Origin of the sequence: Adlercreutzia agrestimuris (assembly GCF_943193125.1) — a bacterium.
Classification (GTDB): domain Bacteria; phylum Actinomycetota; class Coriobacteriia; order Coriobacteriales; family Eggerthellaceae; genus Xiamenia; species Xiamenia agrestimuris.
The window spans coordinates 315,092-332,944 of sequence record NZ_CALPCX010000001.1; the positions used below are offsets into that span (position 1 = coordinate 315,092).

At 50.7% G+C, this 17,853-nt stretch carries 14 protein-coding genes; 12 read left to right on the plus strand and 2 right to left on the minus strand.

The genetic code is table 11. From position 1 onward, the window contains the following. Positions 1–32: 32 nt before the first annotated feature. Positions 33–2,252, minus strand: coding sequence for a leucine-rich repeat protein (locus tag NFR28_RS01320; protein WP_251178036.1), 2,220 nt, complete (start codon positions 2,250–2,252; stop codon positions 33–35). Positions 2,253–2,435: 183 nt separating this feature from the next. Here NFR28_RS01320 and NFR28_RS01325 point away from each other — a divergent pair, with 183 nt between their 5' ends. Together NFR28_RS01325 and NFR28_RS01330 are read left to right on the plus strand one after the other, a co-directional pair. After that, the gene (locus NFR28_RS01325; RefSeq protein WP_251178037.1) at positions 2,436–3,980 is read left to right on the plus strand and encodes a vWA domain-containing protein; all 1,545 of its coding nucleotides are present in this window, start codon (positions 2,436–2,438) and stop codon (positions 3,978–3,980) included. Further along, positions 3,977–5,560, plus strand: a complete 1,584-nt coding sequence (locus tag NFR28_RS01330; protein WP_251178038.1) for an ATP-binding protein — start codon at positions 3,977–3,979, stop codon at positions 5,558–5,560. The genes NFR28_RS01325 and NFR28_RS01330 overlap by 4 nt, the downstream gene beginning before the upstream one ends. A gap of 77 nt (positions 5,561–5,637) precedes the next feature. Here NFR28_RS01330 and NFR28_RS01335 read toward each other — a convergent pair whose 3' ends face one another. Next, positions 5,638–6,636, minus strand: coding sequence for a diaminopimelate dehydrogenase (locus tag NFR28_RS01335; protein ID WP_251178039.1), 999 nt, complete (start codon positions 6,634–6,636; stop codon positions 5,638–5,640). Between the two features lie 250 nt (positions 6,637–6,886). Here NFR28_RS01335 and NFR28_RS01340 point away from each other — a divergent pair, with 250 nt between their 5' ends. From NFR28_RS01340 to NFR28_RS01385, 10 genes are all read left to right on the plus strand, one after another. Next, the gene (locus NFR28_RS01340; RefSeq protein WP_251178040.1) at positions 6,887–8,011 is read left to right on the plus strand and encodes a DUF368 domain-containing protein; all 1,125 of its coding nucleotides are present in this window, start codon (positions 6,887–6,889) and stop codon (positions 8,009–8,011) included. 18 nt (positions 8,012–8,029) lie between these two features. Beyond that, positions 8,030–8,476 (plus strand): D-aminoacyl-tRNA deacylase, encoded by a 447-nt coding sequence (gene dtd, locus NFR28_RS01345; protein ID WP_251178041.1) that lies wholly within the window; start codon positions 8,030–8,032, stop codon positions 8,474–8,476. A gap of 409 nt (positions 8,477–8,885) precedes the next feature. Continuing rightward, positions 8,886–10,136, plus strand: coding sequence for a hypothetical protein (locus NFR28_RS01350; protein ID WP_251178042.1), 1,251 nt, complete (start codon positions 8,886–8,888; stop codon positions 10,134–10,136). A 137-nt stretch (positions 10,137–10,273) separates the two neighbouring features. Then, positions 10,274–11,221 (plus strand): glycoside hydrolase family 25 protein, encoded by a 948-nt coding sequence (locus tag NFR28_RS01355; protein ID WP_251178043.1) that lies wholly within the window; start codon positions 10,274–10,276, stop codon positions 11,219–11,221. Between the two features lie 182 nt (positions 11,222–11,403). Continuing rightward, on the plus strand, positions 11,404–12,384 hold the full coding sequence (locus NFR28_RS01360) for a substrate-binding domain-containing protein (protein WP_251178044.1): 981 nt from the start codon (positions 11,404–11,406) through the stop codon (positions 12,382–12,384). A 4-nt stretch (positions 12,385–12,388) separates the two neighbouring features. Beyond that, positions 12,389–13,249 carry a phosphate ABC transporter permease subunit PstC gene (gene pstC, locus NFR28_RS01365; RefSeq protein ID WP_251178045.1) on the plus strand — a complete coding sequence of 287 codons (861 nt, stop codon included), beginning with the start codon at positions 12,389–12,391 and terminating at the stop codon, positions 13,247–13,249. Further along, positions 13,246–14,082, plus strand: a complete 837-nt coding sequence (gene pstA, locus NFR28_RS01370; protein ID WP_251178046.1) for a phosphate ABC transporter permease PstA — start codon at positions 13,246–13,248, stop codon at positions 14,080–14,082. Before pstC ends, pstA begins: the two co-directional genes overlap by 4 nt. Positions 14,083–14,086: 4 nt before the next feature. Beyond that, the gene (gene pstB / locus NFR28_RS01375) at positions 14,087–15,007 is read left to right on the plus strand and encodes a phosphate ABC transporter ATP-binding protein PstB (protein WP_338025891.1); all 921 of its coding nucleotides are present in this window, start codon (positions 14,087–14,089) and stop codon (positions 15,005–15,007) included. Beyond that, positions 15,000–15,827 carry a response regulator transcription factor gene (locus NFR28_RS01380; protein ID WP_251178047.1) on the plus strand — a complete coding sequence of 276 codons (828 nt, stop codon included), beginning with the start codon at positions 15,000–15,002 and terminating at the stop codon, positions 15,825–15,827. The genes pstB and NFR28_RS01380 overlap by 8 nt, the downstream gene beginning before the upstream one ends. A 4-nt stretch (positions 15,828–15,831) precedes the next feature. Continuing rightward, entirely contained in the window at positions 15,832–17,361 is a 1,530-nt protein-coding gene (locus NFR28_RS01385; RefSeq protein ID WP_251178048.1) for a sensor histidine kinase, read from the plus strand. The last annotated feature ends 492 nt before the right edge of the window (positions 17,362–17,853 follow it).

Consider the following 17,853-nt stretch of genomic DNA (forward strand, 5'->3'; position numbering starts at 1 on the left):
GTTTTATAGAAAGTTTTATCGCGAGCAGGCGGTCAAAGTGCATAGCGGTCACGTGAGGAAGAAGCGTTTTTCTTAGCTGGTAGCTCCGAGGCGTTTTTCTTAGCTGGTAGCTCCGAGGCGTTTTTCTTAGCTGGCGATTCCGAGGCGTTTTCCCTGGTTGTTGCGTTAGGGGCAACCGATTGCGCAGAGGTATTCTCGGGCGAAACATCCACCGAGGATGTTGCTGGCTTTGCATCTCCCAACTCGCGTTCGCGACGGTGCCACTCCATCAGATAGAGCACGCAATCGGTACGATTCCGTGCACGGAGAAGCTCAATTTGCCGATCGAATGTTTCGCTATTAATAAACCCTGCGCGTGCGAGCTGCTCAACCATAACTACGTCGCCATCTTGCGCAACACGCTCCATTGCCTCGCGTTTGCGATCAAGCAACATTCGGACAAGTGTATCCCGCGTTTCCTCAGCCAGACGAAATGGCGTTGCTATACGATGAAGCATTCCGCCCAAACGATCAGGCAAGTTTTTGCCAGAAGTAAGCAGCTCATCATAGCGCTCAAAATCAAAAGGAATGCCGTCGCTCGGATTGACCAAAAAGCAGCTTAAGAGCTGGTCAGCTGAGAGGTGAACGATAGCACCGGTATGCCCCAAGCGACAAACAGCATACTCAAAGCATCCCTGCCCAATGGAACTAACGCTTGCAGGAATCTCAACGGGAGCCTGTAGCGTACGTGACCAAAAGCAGTGCTCACCAATAGCATGCAACCCCTCTGGCAGCGTGAGCGAAACGGTGCCTCGACAGGCGTTCTCACGCTCAATCATCCGCACGCTATCTGGAATTATGAGCGTTGCAGGCGCATGCGGCAATGCGCGCACGCCAATACGTGTGAGCGGGCAACCCGCTACACTGCGTGGCAAAACCAACAAATCAGTGGGTTGCGGTGGCGCAATGAAATCCTCAACAGCTGCTTTTACCTCTTCGCTCAAAGAAGGAACCTCAGCTCGATCATTTTCGCCACGAATAACTGCCGCCCGAACCGCTGCTGCAGCTGAAAAACGCTTGGACACCGACGCAGGCGCGGGTGGTCCTGCCACCAAAACAGCCTCACCGTTTACGAAGTCATACCAGCATCCATCCTGCTCAAGCGCTTGTTCGCTAGCCAAGCGAACCCCTCTGCGACTCAACTGATGATACGCCGGAGCCTCGGGCGGACAGATCCACACCGCATCATCAAAAGTTTTCGCAATCACCCGCGTTAAGTGCGCAGAGCAACGCACGACACGCGGCATGTCGCACCCTTGAGCAAACGCTGCTGAGCCAATTTGAGCTACATTGGACGCAATAGTTACTTGTTCAGGATAAGGCGAAGCAAGAAAAGCCAGCTCATCACCTTCTTCGCCGCGCTTATAGAGAGAGCCATCTTCAACATAGTAGGTCTCATTACGCGAACTGATGGCATAAGATCGCTTACACAATCGCGGTGATACGCCAGCCAAATCACACACTTGTTCACCTAATGTCTCCAGGTCAGACCCAAGCTGAACACAAGTAGCCGACAACGCTCCAAACGCGCCGGCACCAATAGATTGAACGCTATCAGGAACCACAAGAAGCGAGACACCCACACCCTGAACAAGTCGCCGGGCGAAGGCTTCAGCAGCTACGCGCACTACAGGAACACCCGCGATGCGCTCCGGCAGCACGACAACAAGCCCTTCACGCGCGTCCAACAGCTCAGCAATGCGACGCAGATTGACACCGCAAAGCGCCCAGCCGCCCTCGTCGTGGCGCACGCTAAAAATAGCTTGTAACTCCTGATCAAAAGCACAAGCACTTGCATCTTCAGCAGTGGTAGCAGGCGTGGTGGTAGCGCTCGGCGCAGCGCCGGCAGCGGCGGCAGGAGTGGCAGCAGCAGGCGCGCCGGCAGCGGCAGCGGCTTGTTCTTGTAGTCGCTGACGCACCAGTTTTGCATGCTCAACGAGTTCTTCGCGGCGCTCATCGGAAATACCCATTCCCAAAACGCCAACGGGATACAGGTCTCCGTCTGTACCTTCCTCGAAACCTTCAGCAGGACCTTTTGCCCAGTCCTCATAAGGTTCAAGCTGAGGTGCCCACACTTCACCTTCAATTGCTTTACCGCCGTCTACAACATTGACCTGGGAGATCGTAAGCTCATAGCTCATGTTGCGCACTTGCTCAAGGAGTTCCTCGGTGTTTTCACTTGAGTTTTGATAAGCAATCTGTTTAATATCCATCACTTACTCGTCTCTCATCTGCAGATATAGCGACCTTATGTGAGTTTTGGCGAAGCCTCGCATATGACAATAAAGCGATTAATCAGCACTACCCAATGTCTGTTTACCCTTCATTGAGCACATGCTACACTTTACTCACGATTTCAACAATGGTGCATCACAAAGCAGCCCAAGGAGCAACACATGTCGGCGCATCAGTTCGACTCATACGCTCGCCAAGCGCTCGATATCGCCAAAAATTCTCTTTTGGTGAATCTGCGTTTCATGAACGCTGCCTTTTCACGCCTCAAGCCACTGCCAATGAGCAATGCAACATTGGCAACCGATGGTTCATACATTCGTTATGACGCCCAGCAGCTTGCCCAGCTTTATGCACATGATCAGGCGGAACTGACGCGTACCTATCTTCATATGGTACTTCACAACGTGTTTATGCACCTCTACCCCGGTGCTCACAGTGATGAATTGTTGTGGGATACTGCCTGCGATATCGTCGTTGAGCTTGCCATGAGCGACCTCAATCTGCCTGCCCTTCAGTCTGCACGCGTGCGCCACCAAAGCGCAACCGCCGCACTCGTCAAGGCAGCACTTCCGCTCGTGACAGCAGAAACACTCTATCGGTACTTGCGCGAACAACGAGATGCCAATAACCTCACCGATGCTGACATTGCTGCCATGCGCGAGCCTTTCTTCGCTGACGATCACACGCCTTGGCACACCATGCGTGTTGAAGAAGAAACGGCTCGCAAAAAGCGTGACGAACAAGCCGAAGAGGACCCTGACGGCTCGCGCGCTGATGCCGCTGGCAAAGCACCAAGCGATAACGGCATAGACATGACGCTGCCACCCGAAGCGAAGAAGGCAAAGCAAACCCGCAAATCCCATCAAGCAATGGATTCCGAGGACGTCTTCAAAAAAGATGCACCCGAAGAGGCGCGAGGCGTGCAAGCTGGCCGCTTCGCCGACTCTATCACGCTTGATCGTGCGCGTGACCAGTGGAAAAATGTTGCCTATGAAATGGGCGTTCAACTAGATTCCTACCTGCAGCTTTGGGGCACGCAAGGCTCCAACCTCTCCATGAATTTGCGCGCAGTTACACGAGAGCGCCAAGACTACCGAGCATTCTTGCGAAAGTTTGCGCGCATGGGAGAACAGATTCGCGTCAATGATAACGAGTTCGACTACGTGTTTTACTGCTTTGGACTTGCGCGTTACGGAAACTTACCTCTCATTGAGCCACTTGAATTCGTAGAGGAAAAGCGCATCCGAGATTTCGTTATTGCCATAGACACCTCCGCCTCAACAAAAGACGGGCTCGTTCGCAAATTTATAGAGAAGACCTACTCTATCTTGGCTGACGAAACAAGCTTTTTCGCCAACATGAACGTGCTTATTATCCAATGCGATGCAGCAGTAACGCGGGTCACGCGCATAGGATCACTCAAAGATTTGAACGCCTACATTGACACGCTAGAAATTCAAGGTCTTGGCGGCACAGATTTTCGTCCCGTATTCGCCTACGTAGATGATGCTCTAGCGCGCGGCGAACTCACTAATCTTGGCGGACTCATTTACTTTACCGACGGCCATGGCACCTATCCAAAACGAAAGCCCAACTACGACACCGCTTTTGTTTTCGTCGACGATGGCATTGACGAAGTTAAAGTGCCCCCGTGGGCAATGAAAGTTGCACTGGAAGAAACGATTATCATGGAGGACGACTCATGAACATTCGGCAAGCAAAAGAGCAGATCAAAAATGCAATGCTCGCCTATTTCCTGAAAGACGAATTTGGCAATTATCGCCTGCCAACCGAGCGACAACGTCCTGTATTTCTTTTGGGTGCGCCCGGTATTGGAAAAACAGCAATTATGGAGCAGATTGCCCAGGACTTAGACGTGGGATTTGTTTCCTATTCTATGACTCACCATACGCGACAAAGCGCGCTTGGCCTGCCGTTTATTGAGAAAAAACTCTATGACGGAGTGGAATATGACGTCTCCGAATATACAATGAGCGAAATCATTGCTGCTGTATATGACAGCATGGAGGCCACAGGCAGGCGCGAAGGCATTCTGTTTTTGGACGAAATCAACTGCGTCTCTGAAACGCTTAACCCGGCAATGCTGCAATTCTTACAGTACAAGGTATTTGGTCGCCATCGTGTACCAGACGGCTGGATTGTGGTAACCGCAGGTAATCCGCCAGAATACAACCGCACCGCGCATGATTTCGACATTGCAACATGGGACCGCTTAAAGCGCATCGACGTGGAGCCTGACTACAACGCGTGGCGAGACTTCGCCGTGGAAAGTGGCGTGCATCCTGCAGTAATCACCTATTTGGATATTGAGCGCGACCATTTCTATCGCGTGGAAACCACCGTTGACGGCACGTCGTTTGTCACCGCGCGCGGTTGGGACGACCTGTCGGCCATGATGAAGCTTTATGAAGAGCAGGATATCCCTGTTGACGAGCTTCTTGTTGATCAGTACGTGCAAAATGGCGAAATTGCAAAGCGTTTTAGCGTCTACTACGACCTGTTTACAAAATACCGCGCTGACTACCAGATTGATCGCATTTTGGCTGGTGAAGCCGATGATGTGGTTGTCGAACGTGCCCGCAATGCCGGCTTTGACGAGCGCGTCTCGCTCATGGGGCTTATCACTGACGCTTTGGGCACACTTCTCAAAGAGGTAGTGCTGGAAGATCGTGCAGCAGCATTCATGCATGGAGTACTTGCCGAAATTCGCGATGAAGCCCAAGCCAAACATGCTGTGCGTGGCTCCGATCTGCAGCCGAGCAGCGACCCCTCTTCTTTTGACGTTGACAGTTGTGATGTGCTGGGTCTCATCCGTGCGAAGGCCGCGGACTTGCAGCGTCGACTTGAAGTTGAGCGCGCAGGCGGCTTGCTTTCAGATGAACGCTACGTTGCCTATGAGCGCACGCTTGCGCTTTTAGATCAGGCGATGCGCGCAGAGATTACTGGAGGATCGGGCGTTTCTTTCGCCACCGTCAAAGACCTGTTCGGCCAGATGCTGGATTCTCTTGATAAGCGCATTGCAAAAGCTTCCGCCGCCTTGGACAATGCATTTCAATTTGTTGAGGAAGCCTTTGGTGATGGTCAAGAGATGTTACTGCTGGTCACTGACTTGTCTGTCAATCGCTACGGCATGGCATTCATCAATGATCATGGCTGCGAGCGCTACTTCACACACAACCAAAACTTGCTGTTCTACGAACGCGGCGCCGACCTTGCCGACCGCATTAATCAAGTGAGCGTAGAAGCAGACGAAACTGACCGCTAACTCAAACGCCTGCTCATTGTGTAAAAAAATGCGCCCACCGCAAGGTGGACGCATTGAAGACGCTTAGCGGCGACGCATTACAACATCGTAGCGCGCAACTCTTCATCAGAGAGCGGCGAGAGATAGCTCGGCGGCACATCAAATAATGTGCGACACCCAACCTGTCCCTCCTGGCTCATACGATGCACCGCACGAGCAGTTGCCGCTAAAACACTGCCGGTAAACTCGGGGTTTGAGTCCAACTTAAGCGAGAACTCAACTACATGGTTGGTAGCCCCATCAAAGCCCGTGTTCCCAGATCGAATTACTGAACCACCATGCGGAATACCTGCATGGTTAGCATCAAGCTCTTCTTGGCTAATGAACGTAACAGTTGTGTCATAGTCAGCAAAATAATTCGGCATTGTCACGATAGCCTGTTCAATTGCATCCAGGTCAGCTCCCTCTTCGGCAACAACATAGCACTCGCGTGTGTGCTTCTGGCGCGTGGTTAGATCAGGGTTCTCTCCGTTGCGAACCGCCTCAAGCGCAGCCGGAACGGGCACGGTGTACTGACGCGCATCTGCCACACCGTCAATATTGCGAATGGCATCGCTGTGGCCTTGAGAAACGCCACGACCCCAGAAGGTATAGTCGTGACCTTCGGGCAAAACTGCGCCAGCATAGACGCGTGCCAGCGAAAACAGACCCGGATCCCATCCTGCAGAAATAACGCCAACCTTACCGGCTTGGCGTGCCTGAGCATCAACTTCAGCGAAATGCTGCGGAATCTTTGCATGCGTGTCAAACGAATCAACGAAGTTGTAAAGCGCGGAGCAAACAGCCGTCTGACGAGGCAAATCGTTTGCACTGCCGCCGCACAAAACCAAAACATCAATATCGTCGGTGTGCGCTGACAGCGAGTCGTCGGAATAAACCGGTACGCCTTCAGTGCGCAACTTCAGGTCACTGGGGTTGCGACGCGTAAATACTGCAACCAATTCAAGGTCGTCATTTTGCGCACAAGCAGCCTCAACACCGCGGCCCAAATTGCCATACCCAAAAATGCCAATACGTGTGGGAGTTTGATTTGCCATGGATTACTCCTTCAGTCAACTTTATTGTCTGAAGTTACCTTACGCATTCACTTTCGCGCGCGCAACGCTTGGCAAAATGTTTTCACGTATTTGAAATACAACCCCCACGCCTGTTACCAAATTGACAGAATTTTGATGATATTGCGAAGACGCAAAGCAAGAGTTGTGAAAACCATAGACAAGCGTGTCAACGGCTGGCAAGCTATGCACTCATTATTCTCGGTTAAGTATAATTATGAGGAAATTACCTATGATTACCAACTTTGTTCGTGGTTTTTGCATGGCGCTTGCCGATAGCGTTCCAGGCGTATCAGGTGGAACCGTCGCCTTTCTTCTAGGTTTTTACGATAGATTCATTACCTCCATTGACGATGCTTTACACGGCACACGCCCCGCGCGACTTTCCGCTCTGCGCTTCTTAGCAAAACTTGGCATAGGTTGGGTCGTTGGTTTTGCATTAGCGGCGTTTGCTCTCTCAAGCCTGTTTGAGCATCATGTCTATGCCGTAAGCTCGTTGTTCATGGGATTCATTGCATGTTCCATTCCGTTTTTGGTGCGCGAACACAAAACCGAGTTGCGCAGCACTTCGAGCGCATGGGTCTTTGCCCTTGTTGGATTTGCCTTAGTTGCCCTGGTAACCTTCGCCTCTCCCGTGATTAACTCAACGGTTAATTTGGCAAATGATGCGCTCTCACCTTCTACGGTGCTCTATGTGTTCATAGCTGCCATGGTGGCCATCTCCGCGATGGTACTACCTGGCATTTCTGGATCTACCTTGCTGTTGGTATTTGGCTTATACGCTCCCATCATGACAGCAATTCGCGCAACGCTAAGTTTTGACATGAACTACGTGGCGGTGCTTGGTATCTTTGCAGCAGGAGCTTTTTGCGGAGTTCTCTTGTTCACGCATGTTATGAAACACTGCCTTGAACACTACCGCGCGCAAATAATGTTCTTCGTCATTGGCATGATGGCAGGATCACTTTTGGCAATTGCCCGCGGCCCTCTCACGCTTGACATCCCTCTGCCTGCAATGGATCTGACAACATTTGACCTGGGATTTGCCTTTGTAGGTGCAGCTCTTGTCTGGGCACTCAACTTGATACGCCAGCATATCGAACGACGCGATACGCGCGCAACCACCGCACCTTCCAAAGATAACCTCGCGCAGCAATCAGCAAAAACAACTGGGTCTCTCGTGTCAATTCTCTACACCGCTCGCTACGTCAAAAACGCGTGGCTCAATCCTGCACGCACCATAAAACCACGTCTGCGCTCCTCTCATTTGCTATCATCTCGCATAGCACGCACGCGACTGGCGCAGAATCGTCTTGCCTCTCGCCTGCCGTCTCACTATGCAGAAGACACCGAATAGCAAGGACGCAACCGTATCATGAGAGCTGTCATTCAACGAGTAAGCCACGCAAGCGTAAAAGTTGACAATGCAACCATCGGCAAGATTGGTAACGGATTCTTAATCTTGTTGGGAGTTGGACACGACGACGGCGAAGAGCAAGCGCGCAAACTTTGGAGCAAGATTTCTCGCTTGCGCATTTTTGAAGACGAGGCCGGCAAAACGAACTGCTCACTTGCTGATGTTCATGGCGAAGTTCTCGTGGTCTCACAGTTTACCCTCTATGCCAACTGCAAAAAGGGTAACCGCCCTTCTTTTATTGAAGCAGGTGCGCCCGATGTTGCCAACCAACTCTACGAGTACTTTGTTGAACTCGTTCGCGAAGAGGGATTTCCGGTAGCAACTGGAAGTTTTGGCGCTGATATGGCGGTGGAGCTTCTCAACGACGGACCGTTTACTATTGTCCTTGACACCGACGAGCTCTAACGTCTCTTTAGTTAGGTGGATTGCTTTTTGTTTCGTTGATGAAGTTTTGTAAAGGGCTTGTAAATTCTTCTGTTTTGACCTTATATTTTAGTAATTCCTCTTGTTATAGTGTCCCATTTTTAGTACACTCTGCCCATGGCGAAACGAACTCAAATCACACCTATTCGCTTGCTATTTCACACATCTATGTTTGTTTGACATTACTTTGAACATGCTTCTATAAGGACTGGGCAATCTTTCTAGAAGCAAATTTCCTTGCTTCAAATAATCGTTAGCACGAGCAATCGCACAACAAACGAAAGCTCACTACACGCAGTTAAACTATCACTTGCATCACGTGGCATTACTGTGTGACTGCTACCAACCATCGCACTACGCTCGTGCCTAACTTGAAGGAATGGACAAGGTTATGAAGTCTTACTCTTTGCACTCATCCCGTGCGCTGTCCCGCCTGAAGATCTTGGTTCTCTCAGGCGCCTTAGCGCTTACATTAGCCGCATCGCCTCTCTTGGCTTTTGCGAGCAATACAACAAACAACGCCACAACCAACGAAGCCTTGAATCTCTCTGAGTTGCCCCTGGCGTCTATTGCACATAAAACCGATGATCTGACGTTGTCGGCAGACACACAAACAACCTCGCTTACGGTTTACTACTGCGAGATTATGCCCTTTGATGAATCTATTGATCATCCCTCAAATATGCGTCTTCTCCAAACAAAAACGTTTGACGGATTACCGGTAGGCGAAACGTTTAACTCGTGGGATTACGTGGAAAACCTTGATGGCTACTTTTTCTTTGATGGCTGGGCCGAAAGCTACGTATTGAGCGAAAACCCCGAGGAGAATAATCTTCAGTTGCACTATTTCGCAACACAGAATAACAGCGCAACAGTGAACTACTACATCATGAGCGAAGATCCCACCGACGACTATGCAACTTATCAGTCATTCCAAAGTGATTTGGTTGAAATTGGTGGCGAAAGCATTCTCTTCACCAAGCTTGGCGAATACCAGCTTAACGGCTTGCGCTTCAACCGCCCTGTCACCGGAGAAGATCATGCGGTTGCAATTGATGATCTGATGTTTGTGGAGAGCTTCCCCTCATCTATTCAGGTATCAACCTCCCCTGAGGATAACATTATCAACTTGCTCTATGCGCCCGCCCTCACAACACTGCCAGATGACTTATTGGTAGACGAAGGTAGCACTACGCCACCAGCAGTTGATGACCCCGTCAACGACGACAACTCAGTTGATGACAGCACCTCTGCCGACGACAATGAAGGCGCAGGTGACAGCAACAACGCTGGCGACAATAGCTCAACCGACAATAGCGCCGAAGCTGATAAACCAGCCCAAGACGCACCATCTGCCGGTTCAGGCGAAAGCTCTAACGCAAGTTCTAATGCAGGCACAACCTCAAGTGAAACCCCTAATGCAGCTTCTGGCTCACCCGAAAGAACAAACACCACCAACAAGAGCGAAGCTGCCAATACCAGCACCCCCGCTCACAACGAGGCACCAAACACAGCGTCCGCGATGCCCCAAACTGGCGATTCGCTTGGCGTACTCTTCGTTGCTGCAGTTATGCTCATCTGCGCATCGGCAACAGTTCTGCTTTGGCTGCGCCATCGCCGCAACACCCACCGCAACAAATAAGCGCGTCCCCCAGCAGCAGCTACACTCACCAACTACCGACCCGCTCATCTGAGCGGGTCGGTTTTTATCGTGTGGGCAGCCCTATTCGTCACGGGTTTGCAACCTCATCACCATGAGTGATCTGCTACGATACCCCCATGAAGCATTTTAAGAGCCATACGCACGCACGACACACAACAGCCACACCATCGGGCAGTGCGCCTCAATATCGTCAGAACTACCAAACCACACAATTCCATAACACACTTGCCGAGCAGCAACAAAAAGCGAAGCGTCGCAAATCACTCTTCGCTCTTGCTGTCCTTGTATTGGTGATCATCAGTGTGACCTTAGTGGCAATAAGCGTGTCACAGTGCGGGTCAAGCTCCCTACGTGCGGTTTCTGTGCCTGAGGTGGAAACCTATGTGTCGCCCTACAACTGGGACGGCATGGTTGAACAGGATGGTCGCTTCACTTATTCAGAAGATGGCGAAGTCAAATCTCAGGTAGGCATTGATATCTCTGAACTTCAAGGAAACATTGACTGGAACGCAGTTGCAGCCGACGGTATCTCGTTTGCCATGGTAAGACTGGGCAATCGCGGCTACACCGAAGGCGGCCTGTTTGCAGACGCAAACGCCCAGTACAACTTAGACGAAGCACAAGCCGCAGGTCTTGCGTGCGGCGCATACTTTTTCTCGCAAGCAACAACAGTTGAAGAAGCTCGCGAAGAGGCTGATATGGCGCTTCAACAACTCAACGGAAGATCGCTTGAGCTCCCCGTTGCGTTTGACCACGAATCGGTTGCCGAAGCAAACGCACGCGCCAACAATTTGGATCGCGAAACGCTCACCCAGTGCGCCTTGGCATTTTGCGAGCGTATTGAAGCGGGCGGTTACGACGTCATGATTTATGGCAACCGCAATGATCTGCTTCGCTATAACCTCAAAGAGCTTGAAGGGATTCCTCTTTGGTTGGCGGAATATGACCAACCCCACCCCACCGCACAAATGGACATTGTCATGTGGCAATTCAGTGGCTCAGGAAGCGTTGCAGGCATCAATACGCCGGTTGATATGAACCTGCGCTTTACTGACGCCCTCTAATACGCATGAGCATATCTTTTGCGCAGCGTTATGCGCTCAATGCGCGTTTAGTGCATACGGCACATGGTAGATAAGCTTTTGCATGATATTTGCTCGCACTTGATCTTCTCTTTACATACACACGTCATCCTTTCTAATGCAGGCTTTTAGATGCCTCCTTGCGAAGAAAGGAACGTCCTGCAGTGAATTACCAGCTTCTTTGCAGCTTTGCCCGCAAAGCCTTGACGCTGCTTTTTGCACTCTGCGCAACAGGCGCTGCACTTGTTAGTCTTGGATGCGCACAAACTAACCTCGATACCGAGCCTATTTCGGTTTATTCGCGCGAAGACGGATCGGGCACGCGCAGCGCTTTCGCTTCACTCTTTGGTCTTGAGACTACCATCAACGACAAAACAGTTGACACCATTACGCCTACTGCTGTTGTTACCAACTCAACAGCCGTTATGATGACTTCGGTTGCAAGCGACCCTGCTGCCATCGGATATATCTCTTATGGCTCGCTCAATGACTCCGTTAAAGCACTGGCCATTGATGGAGTAGTGCCTAGTATTGAAACCATTAAGGATAGATCTTATAAGGTCTATCGCACCTTTGCTCTTGTGACCGATGCCCCTTTTGAAGAGACGTCTTCTACTCATAACCAAGAGACAAGCATTCTCAAAAATGACTTTTTACGCTTTGTTTCAAGCGAACAAGGACAAGCCATTATTGAAAGCGAAGGGTTTGTAAGTGCTCTAAGCGATCCCGCCTTGTATGAACGCGCTGCAGCCAGTCAGCGCCCGCATGGCAAGCTTGTCATTGCAGGATCCTCATCGGTTACCGGCATCATGGAAAAACTCTCAGAAGCTTACGAAGAGCTCAACCCAGACGCCTCCATTGAGGTACAGCAATCAGATTCCACTACCGGCATCTCCATGGTGCAATCAGGCACCTGCGACATTGGCATGACCTCGCGTGATCTCACGTCATCAGAAGAAGCAAGCGGCATGGTTGCCACGCCTTTGGCATATGACGGCATTGCGGTAATTGTTAATCCCGACTTTCCTCTTGATGATCTGAGCAGTACCGAAGTTGCCCGTATTTTTTCTGGTGAGATAAAAACGTTTGGCGAACTTCCTTCGTGGCAGCAGACATCCAAACAAAACGACACAACGGGAGCGTAGCATCATGCGTCAATCGTCTTTCAAAGAAACCGCAGCGCGCATTTGCTTTATGGCCGCAGCAGCTCTCTCTATTGTGGCAGTTGCCCTCATCTGCATCTTTCTATTTGCTAACGGCATTCCTGCTCTGGCAGAAATTGGGCTTCCGGAGTTTCTTCTTGGCCAAACGTGGAAACCAACAGCAGATGAGTTTGGCATTTTCCCCATGATCATTGGCAGCATTTATGTAACAGTCGGTGCCATTATCATTGGTGTACCTGCAGGCATCTTTACCGCTATATATCTTTCGCGGTTTGCTTCAAAAGGCATCGCTCGTATTTTGCGACCAGGCATAGAACTTCTTGCAGGCATACCTTCGGTGGTATATGGCTTTTTCGCTCTTATGGTGGTGGTACCGCTCATTCGTACAACGCTTCCAGGCAACGGCTTTTCCCTCTTAGCAGCCGCGTTGATCCTTGGCATCATGATTCTGCCAACTATTATCACCGTGTCAAAAAGTGCCCTTGATGCTGTACCGAAGAATTACTACGAAGGAGCACTTGCCTTGGGTGCCACCCATGAACGCGCGGTGTTTCGCATTATGGTTCCCGCAGCCTTTTCAGGCATTATGGCGGCGGTTGTGCTGGGCATTGGGCGCGCCCTTGGCGAAACCATGGCGGTAGTTATGGTGGCGGGCAACCAACCCGTAATCCCAGAGTCTCTTTTAAGCGGTGTGCGCACGTTAACAGCGAACATTGTGCTGGAGATGGGATACGCCGCTGACCTGCACAAAGGTGCACTTATTGCCACGGGTGTGGTTCTGTTTGTGCTCATCATGCTCATCAGCCTACTCTTTGCCGCCATTAAGAAACGAGGAGAGAAATCATGAGCTCAAAGCTTCTCAAGTTTTGCACATACGCCGGTGCAACCCTGAGCGCTCTTGCACTGGTAAGCATTGTGGGATACATCCTCATACAAGGTGTTCCCCATCTCTCTTTGTCGCTCTTTGCATGGGAATACACTTCTGAGAATGTCTCGCTTATGCCCGCGCTTATTAGCACCCTCATTATGGCTGGGCTCTCCCTTGTAATGGCGGTGCCAGTAGGAGTTGCCTCGGCAATCTACCTTGTTGAATACGCACGCCCAAACAGCCGTTTTGTTCGTATCGTGCGCATCACCACCGAAACATTGCAAGGCATTCCTTCAATTATCTATGGCCTCTTTGGCTTGCTGTTTTTCACCACTGCACTTGGATGGGGACTCTCCTTGCTCTCGGGCGCTTGTACGCTGGCCATTATGGTGCTGCCCGTCATCATGCGCACTACTGAAGAAGCGCTGATGGCAGTCCCGCAGTCACTTCGCCAAGGTGGCTTTGCTTTGGGTGCAGGGCGCGTTCGCACGGTTCTGCATTGCGTGCTTCCTTCTGCGCTGCCAGGCATTTTAGGTGGCGTACTGCTTGCCCTTGGACGATGTGTTGGCGAAGTTGCTGCCCTGCTTTTTACTGCAGGCACTGTCGCGCAGATCCCCAATTTTGGTGGCGAAGGCATTTTCGCGCTCTTTGAATCATGCCGAACCCTTGCAGTTCATATGTATGTGCTTGCAAGCGAGGGGTTACACCTCGGCGAAACCTATGCCACCTCAGTCGTGCTGCTGGTCATGGTGGTTGTGCTTAACATGATCACCCATGCCGTAGCCAAAAAGCTCTCAAAAGAAAGGCTGTAATTTTATGTCTGCTCTTGTGCAATCAGCTCCCCGCGTCATCTTGCCAAACTCTTCATTCCAAGAGTCTCACATAACGATGTCGCCAACCGCTTCTGGAACAGCCCCTTCCTCTTCTCTCTGCGAGCATGTCTCAGTAACAAGCGATAACCCTGCCACACATTCACCATGCCCCGTTCCAGCAAAAATGAGCGTATCTCACCTCAATTTGTACTACGGCTCTTTCCATGCGCTCAAAGATATTTCGCTTGATTTTCCTAAAAACCAGGTCACCGCATTGATTGGACCTTCTGGTTGCGGAAAATCCACACTACTTAAATCACTTAATCGTATGAATGATCTAGTGGAGAATTGCCGAATTGAAGGAACTATCACGTTAGATGACGCCAACATCCGCACCGACATTGGAGTAAATGACTTGCGACGACGCGTTGGCATGGTGTTTCAGCAGCCTAACCCCTTCCCCATGAGCATTTACGAAAACGTAGCTTTTGGACCCAAAACCCACGGCATCAAAAACCGCGACGAGCTTGATGCTATTGTTGAGCAATCACTGCGCGATGCTGCCATCTGGGACGAGGTAAAAGATCGCCTCAAGAAAAGCGCGCTTGGGCTTTCGGGCGGTCAGCAGCAACGTCTCTGCATTGCCCGCGCACTTGCTGTGCAACCTGAAGTGCTCTTGATGGACGAATCCACCAGTGCCCTTGACCCTATCTCTACCGCTAAGATTGAGGAACTGGTTGCCCAATTAAAAGATCGCTTTACGGTCATCATGGTGACTCACAACATGCTACAGGCTGTACGTGTATCAGACAAAACAGCATTTTTCCTTATGGGCGAAATGGTTGAATGCGAAGACACACAAACGCTCTTCACCAACCCCCACGACAAACGCACCGCAGATTATGTAGCAGGACGATTTGGCTAATTCTTTCGGCAAAGCTTCGCGCCATACTTATTCCTATGGCGTCTATGCTACAAATCTCACACAGTTTAAAGAGAGCTCTTACGACCCAGATACACCCTCAGTTACAATGCACACTATGATTTATTACGTTGAAGATGATCCTAACATTGCAGATTTGACGATGTATGCGCTTCGTCAAGCCGGTCTTGAGGTTGTCGGGTTTTCCCATGCAGACGCCTTTGAACAAGCATGCAAAGAGAACCTCCCCGATGCCATCTTGTTAGACATCATGCTGCCCGGAAAAGATGGTCTGAGCATTCTACGCGATCTCAAGACAGATCCTGTGACCGCACACATCCCCGTCATGATGCTTTCTGCAAAATCAGCTGAAATAGACAAAGTTACCGGCATTGATCTGGGTGCCGATGATTACTTGGCAAAACCTTATGGCATGATGGAATTGGTAAGCCGCACGCGCGCGCTCCTTCGCCGTGCTGCCCTTCCTTCTCTCACTGTCACCACTCCAATTCCAGAAAATGCGCCTTTGATCTGTGGCGCTATCAAGCTTGATCAAGCAGCGCATCGCGTTTGGGCAGATGGGGTTGAAGTAATGCTCACGCGCAAAGAGTTCGATTTGCTACTGATGCTTATCGAGCATCAAGATCGCGTGCTTTCACGCTCTCAATTGCTTGAACATGTGTGGGGTTGGGAATTTACCGATAACACCCGCACGGTTGACGTGCATGTACAAACACTTCGTCAAAAGCTTGGCGAAGCCAGCACAAAAGCCGCCGCGCAAATTGAAACGATCCGTGGTGTTGGCTACACCCTCCGAGGCTGATCCTATGGCACGCCACACAACGCGCCGCCGGCTTTCCACTGCCATCTTGGGCACTATAATGGCATACTCGCTGTTCATCATGGTATTTTTTGGCGGCGTCTTTTCGTTTGTTTTCTACTTTAGCAGCGAACATCGCGCCGAAGATCACCTGCAGATGATTGCCGAAAACGCTGCTCAAGCGCTCAATGCCGCGGGAACGCGCACTGACATTTCTGCAGCTGATATGGCGGCAGCGGTTTCTAGTAGCACAGCTACCACCACAGATCCAAACATACTTGCCACCATATCGCCTGAGGCAGATGATCTTGCGCCCATTGACCCTGACACCGACGCACTTGCAATCTTGCATTACCAGTTCAATGAGGGCATTCGCTATACACTCATTGATGCTGATGGAACAGTTCTTTTTGACAGTCAAGGAGATCTCAGCGAAGATCATTCCGACCGACCCGAGGTCATAGAAGCCATCAAAACGGGTAAAAGCGCGGTGGTTCGACATTCAGATACGCTCGGTCAAGATTTGCTCTATGCAGCAATTGAACTTGATTCTGGAAGCATACTTCGCCTTTCTGAGCAGCGTGAATCTGTATTTTCCTTCACGGAATCGCTGGCATTTCCCCTGTTTGTAGCTCTGCTTATCTCGGCTGCTCTTTCAAGCGTGGTATCTCGTCTTATCACGCGTCGATTAGTAGCACCCCTTGAGGATATTGATGTTTCGGCGCCACTTGAGACTGACACTTACGAAGAAATGCGGCCGTTTCTTACGCGCATTGATACACAGAGATCCCAACTCAAAGCACAGAACCAGGAATTAGCACGCGCAGAGAACTTGCGCCGAGAGTTCTCTGCGAACGTCTCCCATGAACTCAAAACGCCACTGCAAGTAATTTCTGGCTATGCCGAACTTTTAGCGTCGCCCAACATTCCTCCACAAGATGCGCAGCGCTTTGCCCTTGTTATAGGAGAAGAGGCAATGCACATGCGAGAACTTATAGATGATGTCCTCACGCTCTCGCGCCTTGATGATCCGGTTCTTGAAAATGCTGGCAAAGAGCCCATTGAACTATTCGCTCTCACTAAAACTGCAGCGGAGGCGCTTTTGCCGCTTGCAGAGAAAAATGAGGTCATTGTTCGTGTGCTTGGCAACAAAACAGAGATTGTGGGTAACCCTACCCTCCTCACGCAGATCATACGTAATGTAATCGGTAATGCAATTGCATACAGCAATCGTGGTGGCGAAGTCACCGTCATGGTAGATAAGACGCTGGTTGCCGAAGGCCTCAATGAAGACTTACCGCAATCCGAAGCGTATATTCGCGTCAAAGATACCGGCATTGGCATTAGTCCCGAGGATCAAGAAAAAATCTTCGAGCGCTTTTACCGTGTTGATAAGTCTCGCTCCAAGGAACGAGGCGGCACCGGTCTTGGACTTGCTATTGCCAAACATGCTGCTGCATTTCATGGAGGCACCATCACGGTTGAAAGCCAGTGTGGAAAAGGCGCTACATTTACTGTGCATCTGCCGCTGAACTAACTATCCCTTGCACGTTCCTGCGCGTGTGGCGACCGCACTGGCATCTGCTGGTGGTGCCAATATTCGCAGGCCTCGCTGACTGTCACCACACGCGGCGGCGTGTGTCGGCGCTCGCACATTTGTCCTGCTCAGATGGCTGCTGGAGCGGACGGAGAAGTGTCCGAGCCCCCCTCGTGATAAAATTTACTATAAAACACCAAACTTTGGCAGGAAAAGTGCCTGATTAGGTGGATTGGGCCTCAAATTGGCTGGAAAAGTTGCCGATTAGGTGGGTCAACCTTCAAAAACCGCCTAATCGGACACATTCCCTGCCACACTTCGCCAAAAACCGCCATTTTTTAGTTCAGCAATGTAACAAAAAGATACGCGGATGCTATGTTGTACCATGCACACAGTGAAATGCTATCTGGAAAGAAATAACATCTGGATTCCCCGAGCAAAAAAGAGCCGAACCCAAATGGATTCGGCTCTTTTGGTCTTGCGGCTCTTACC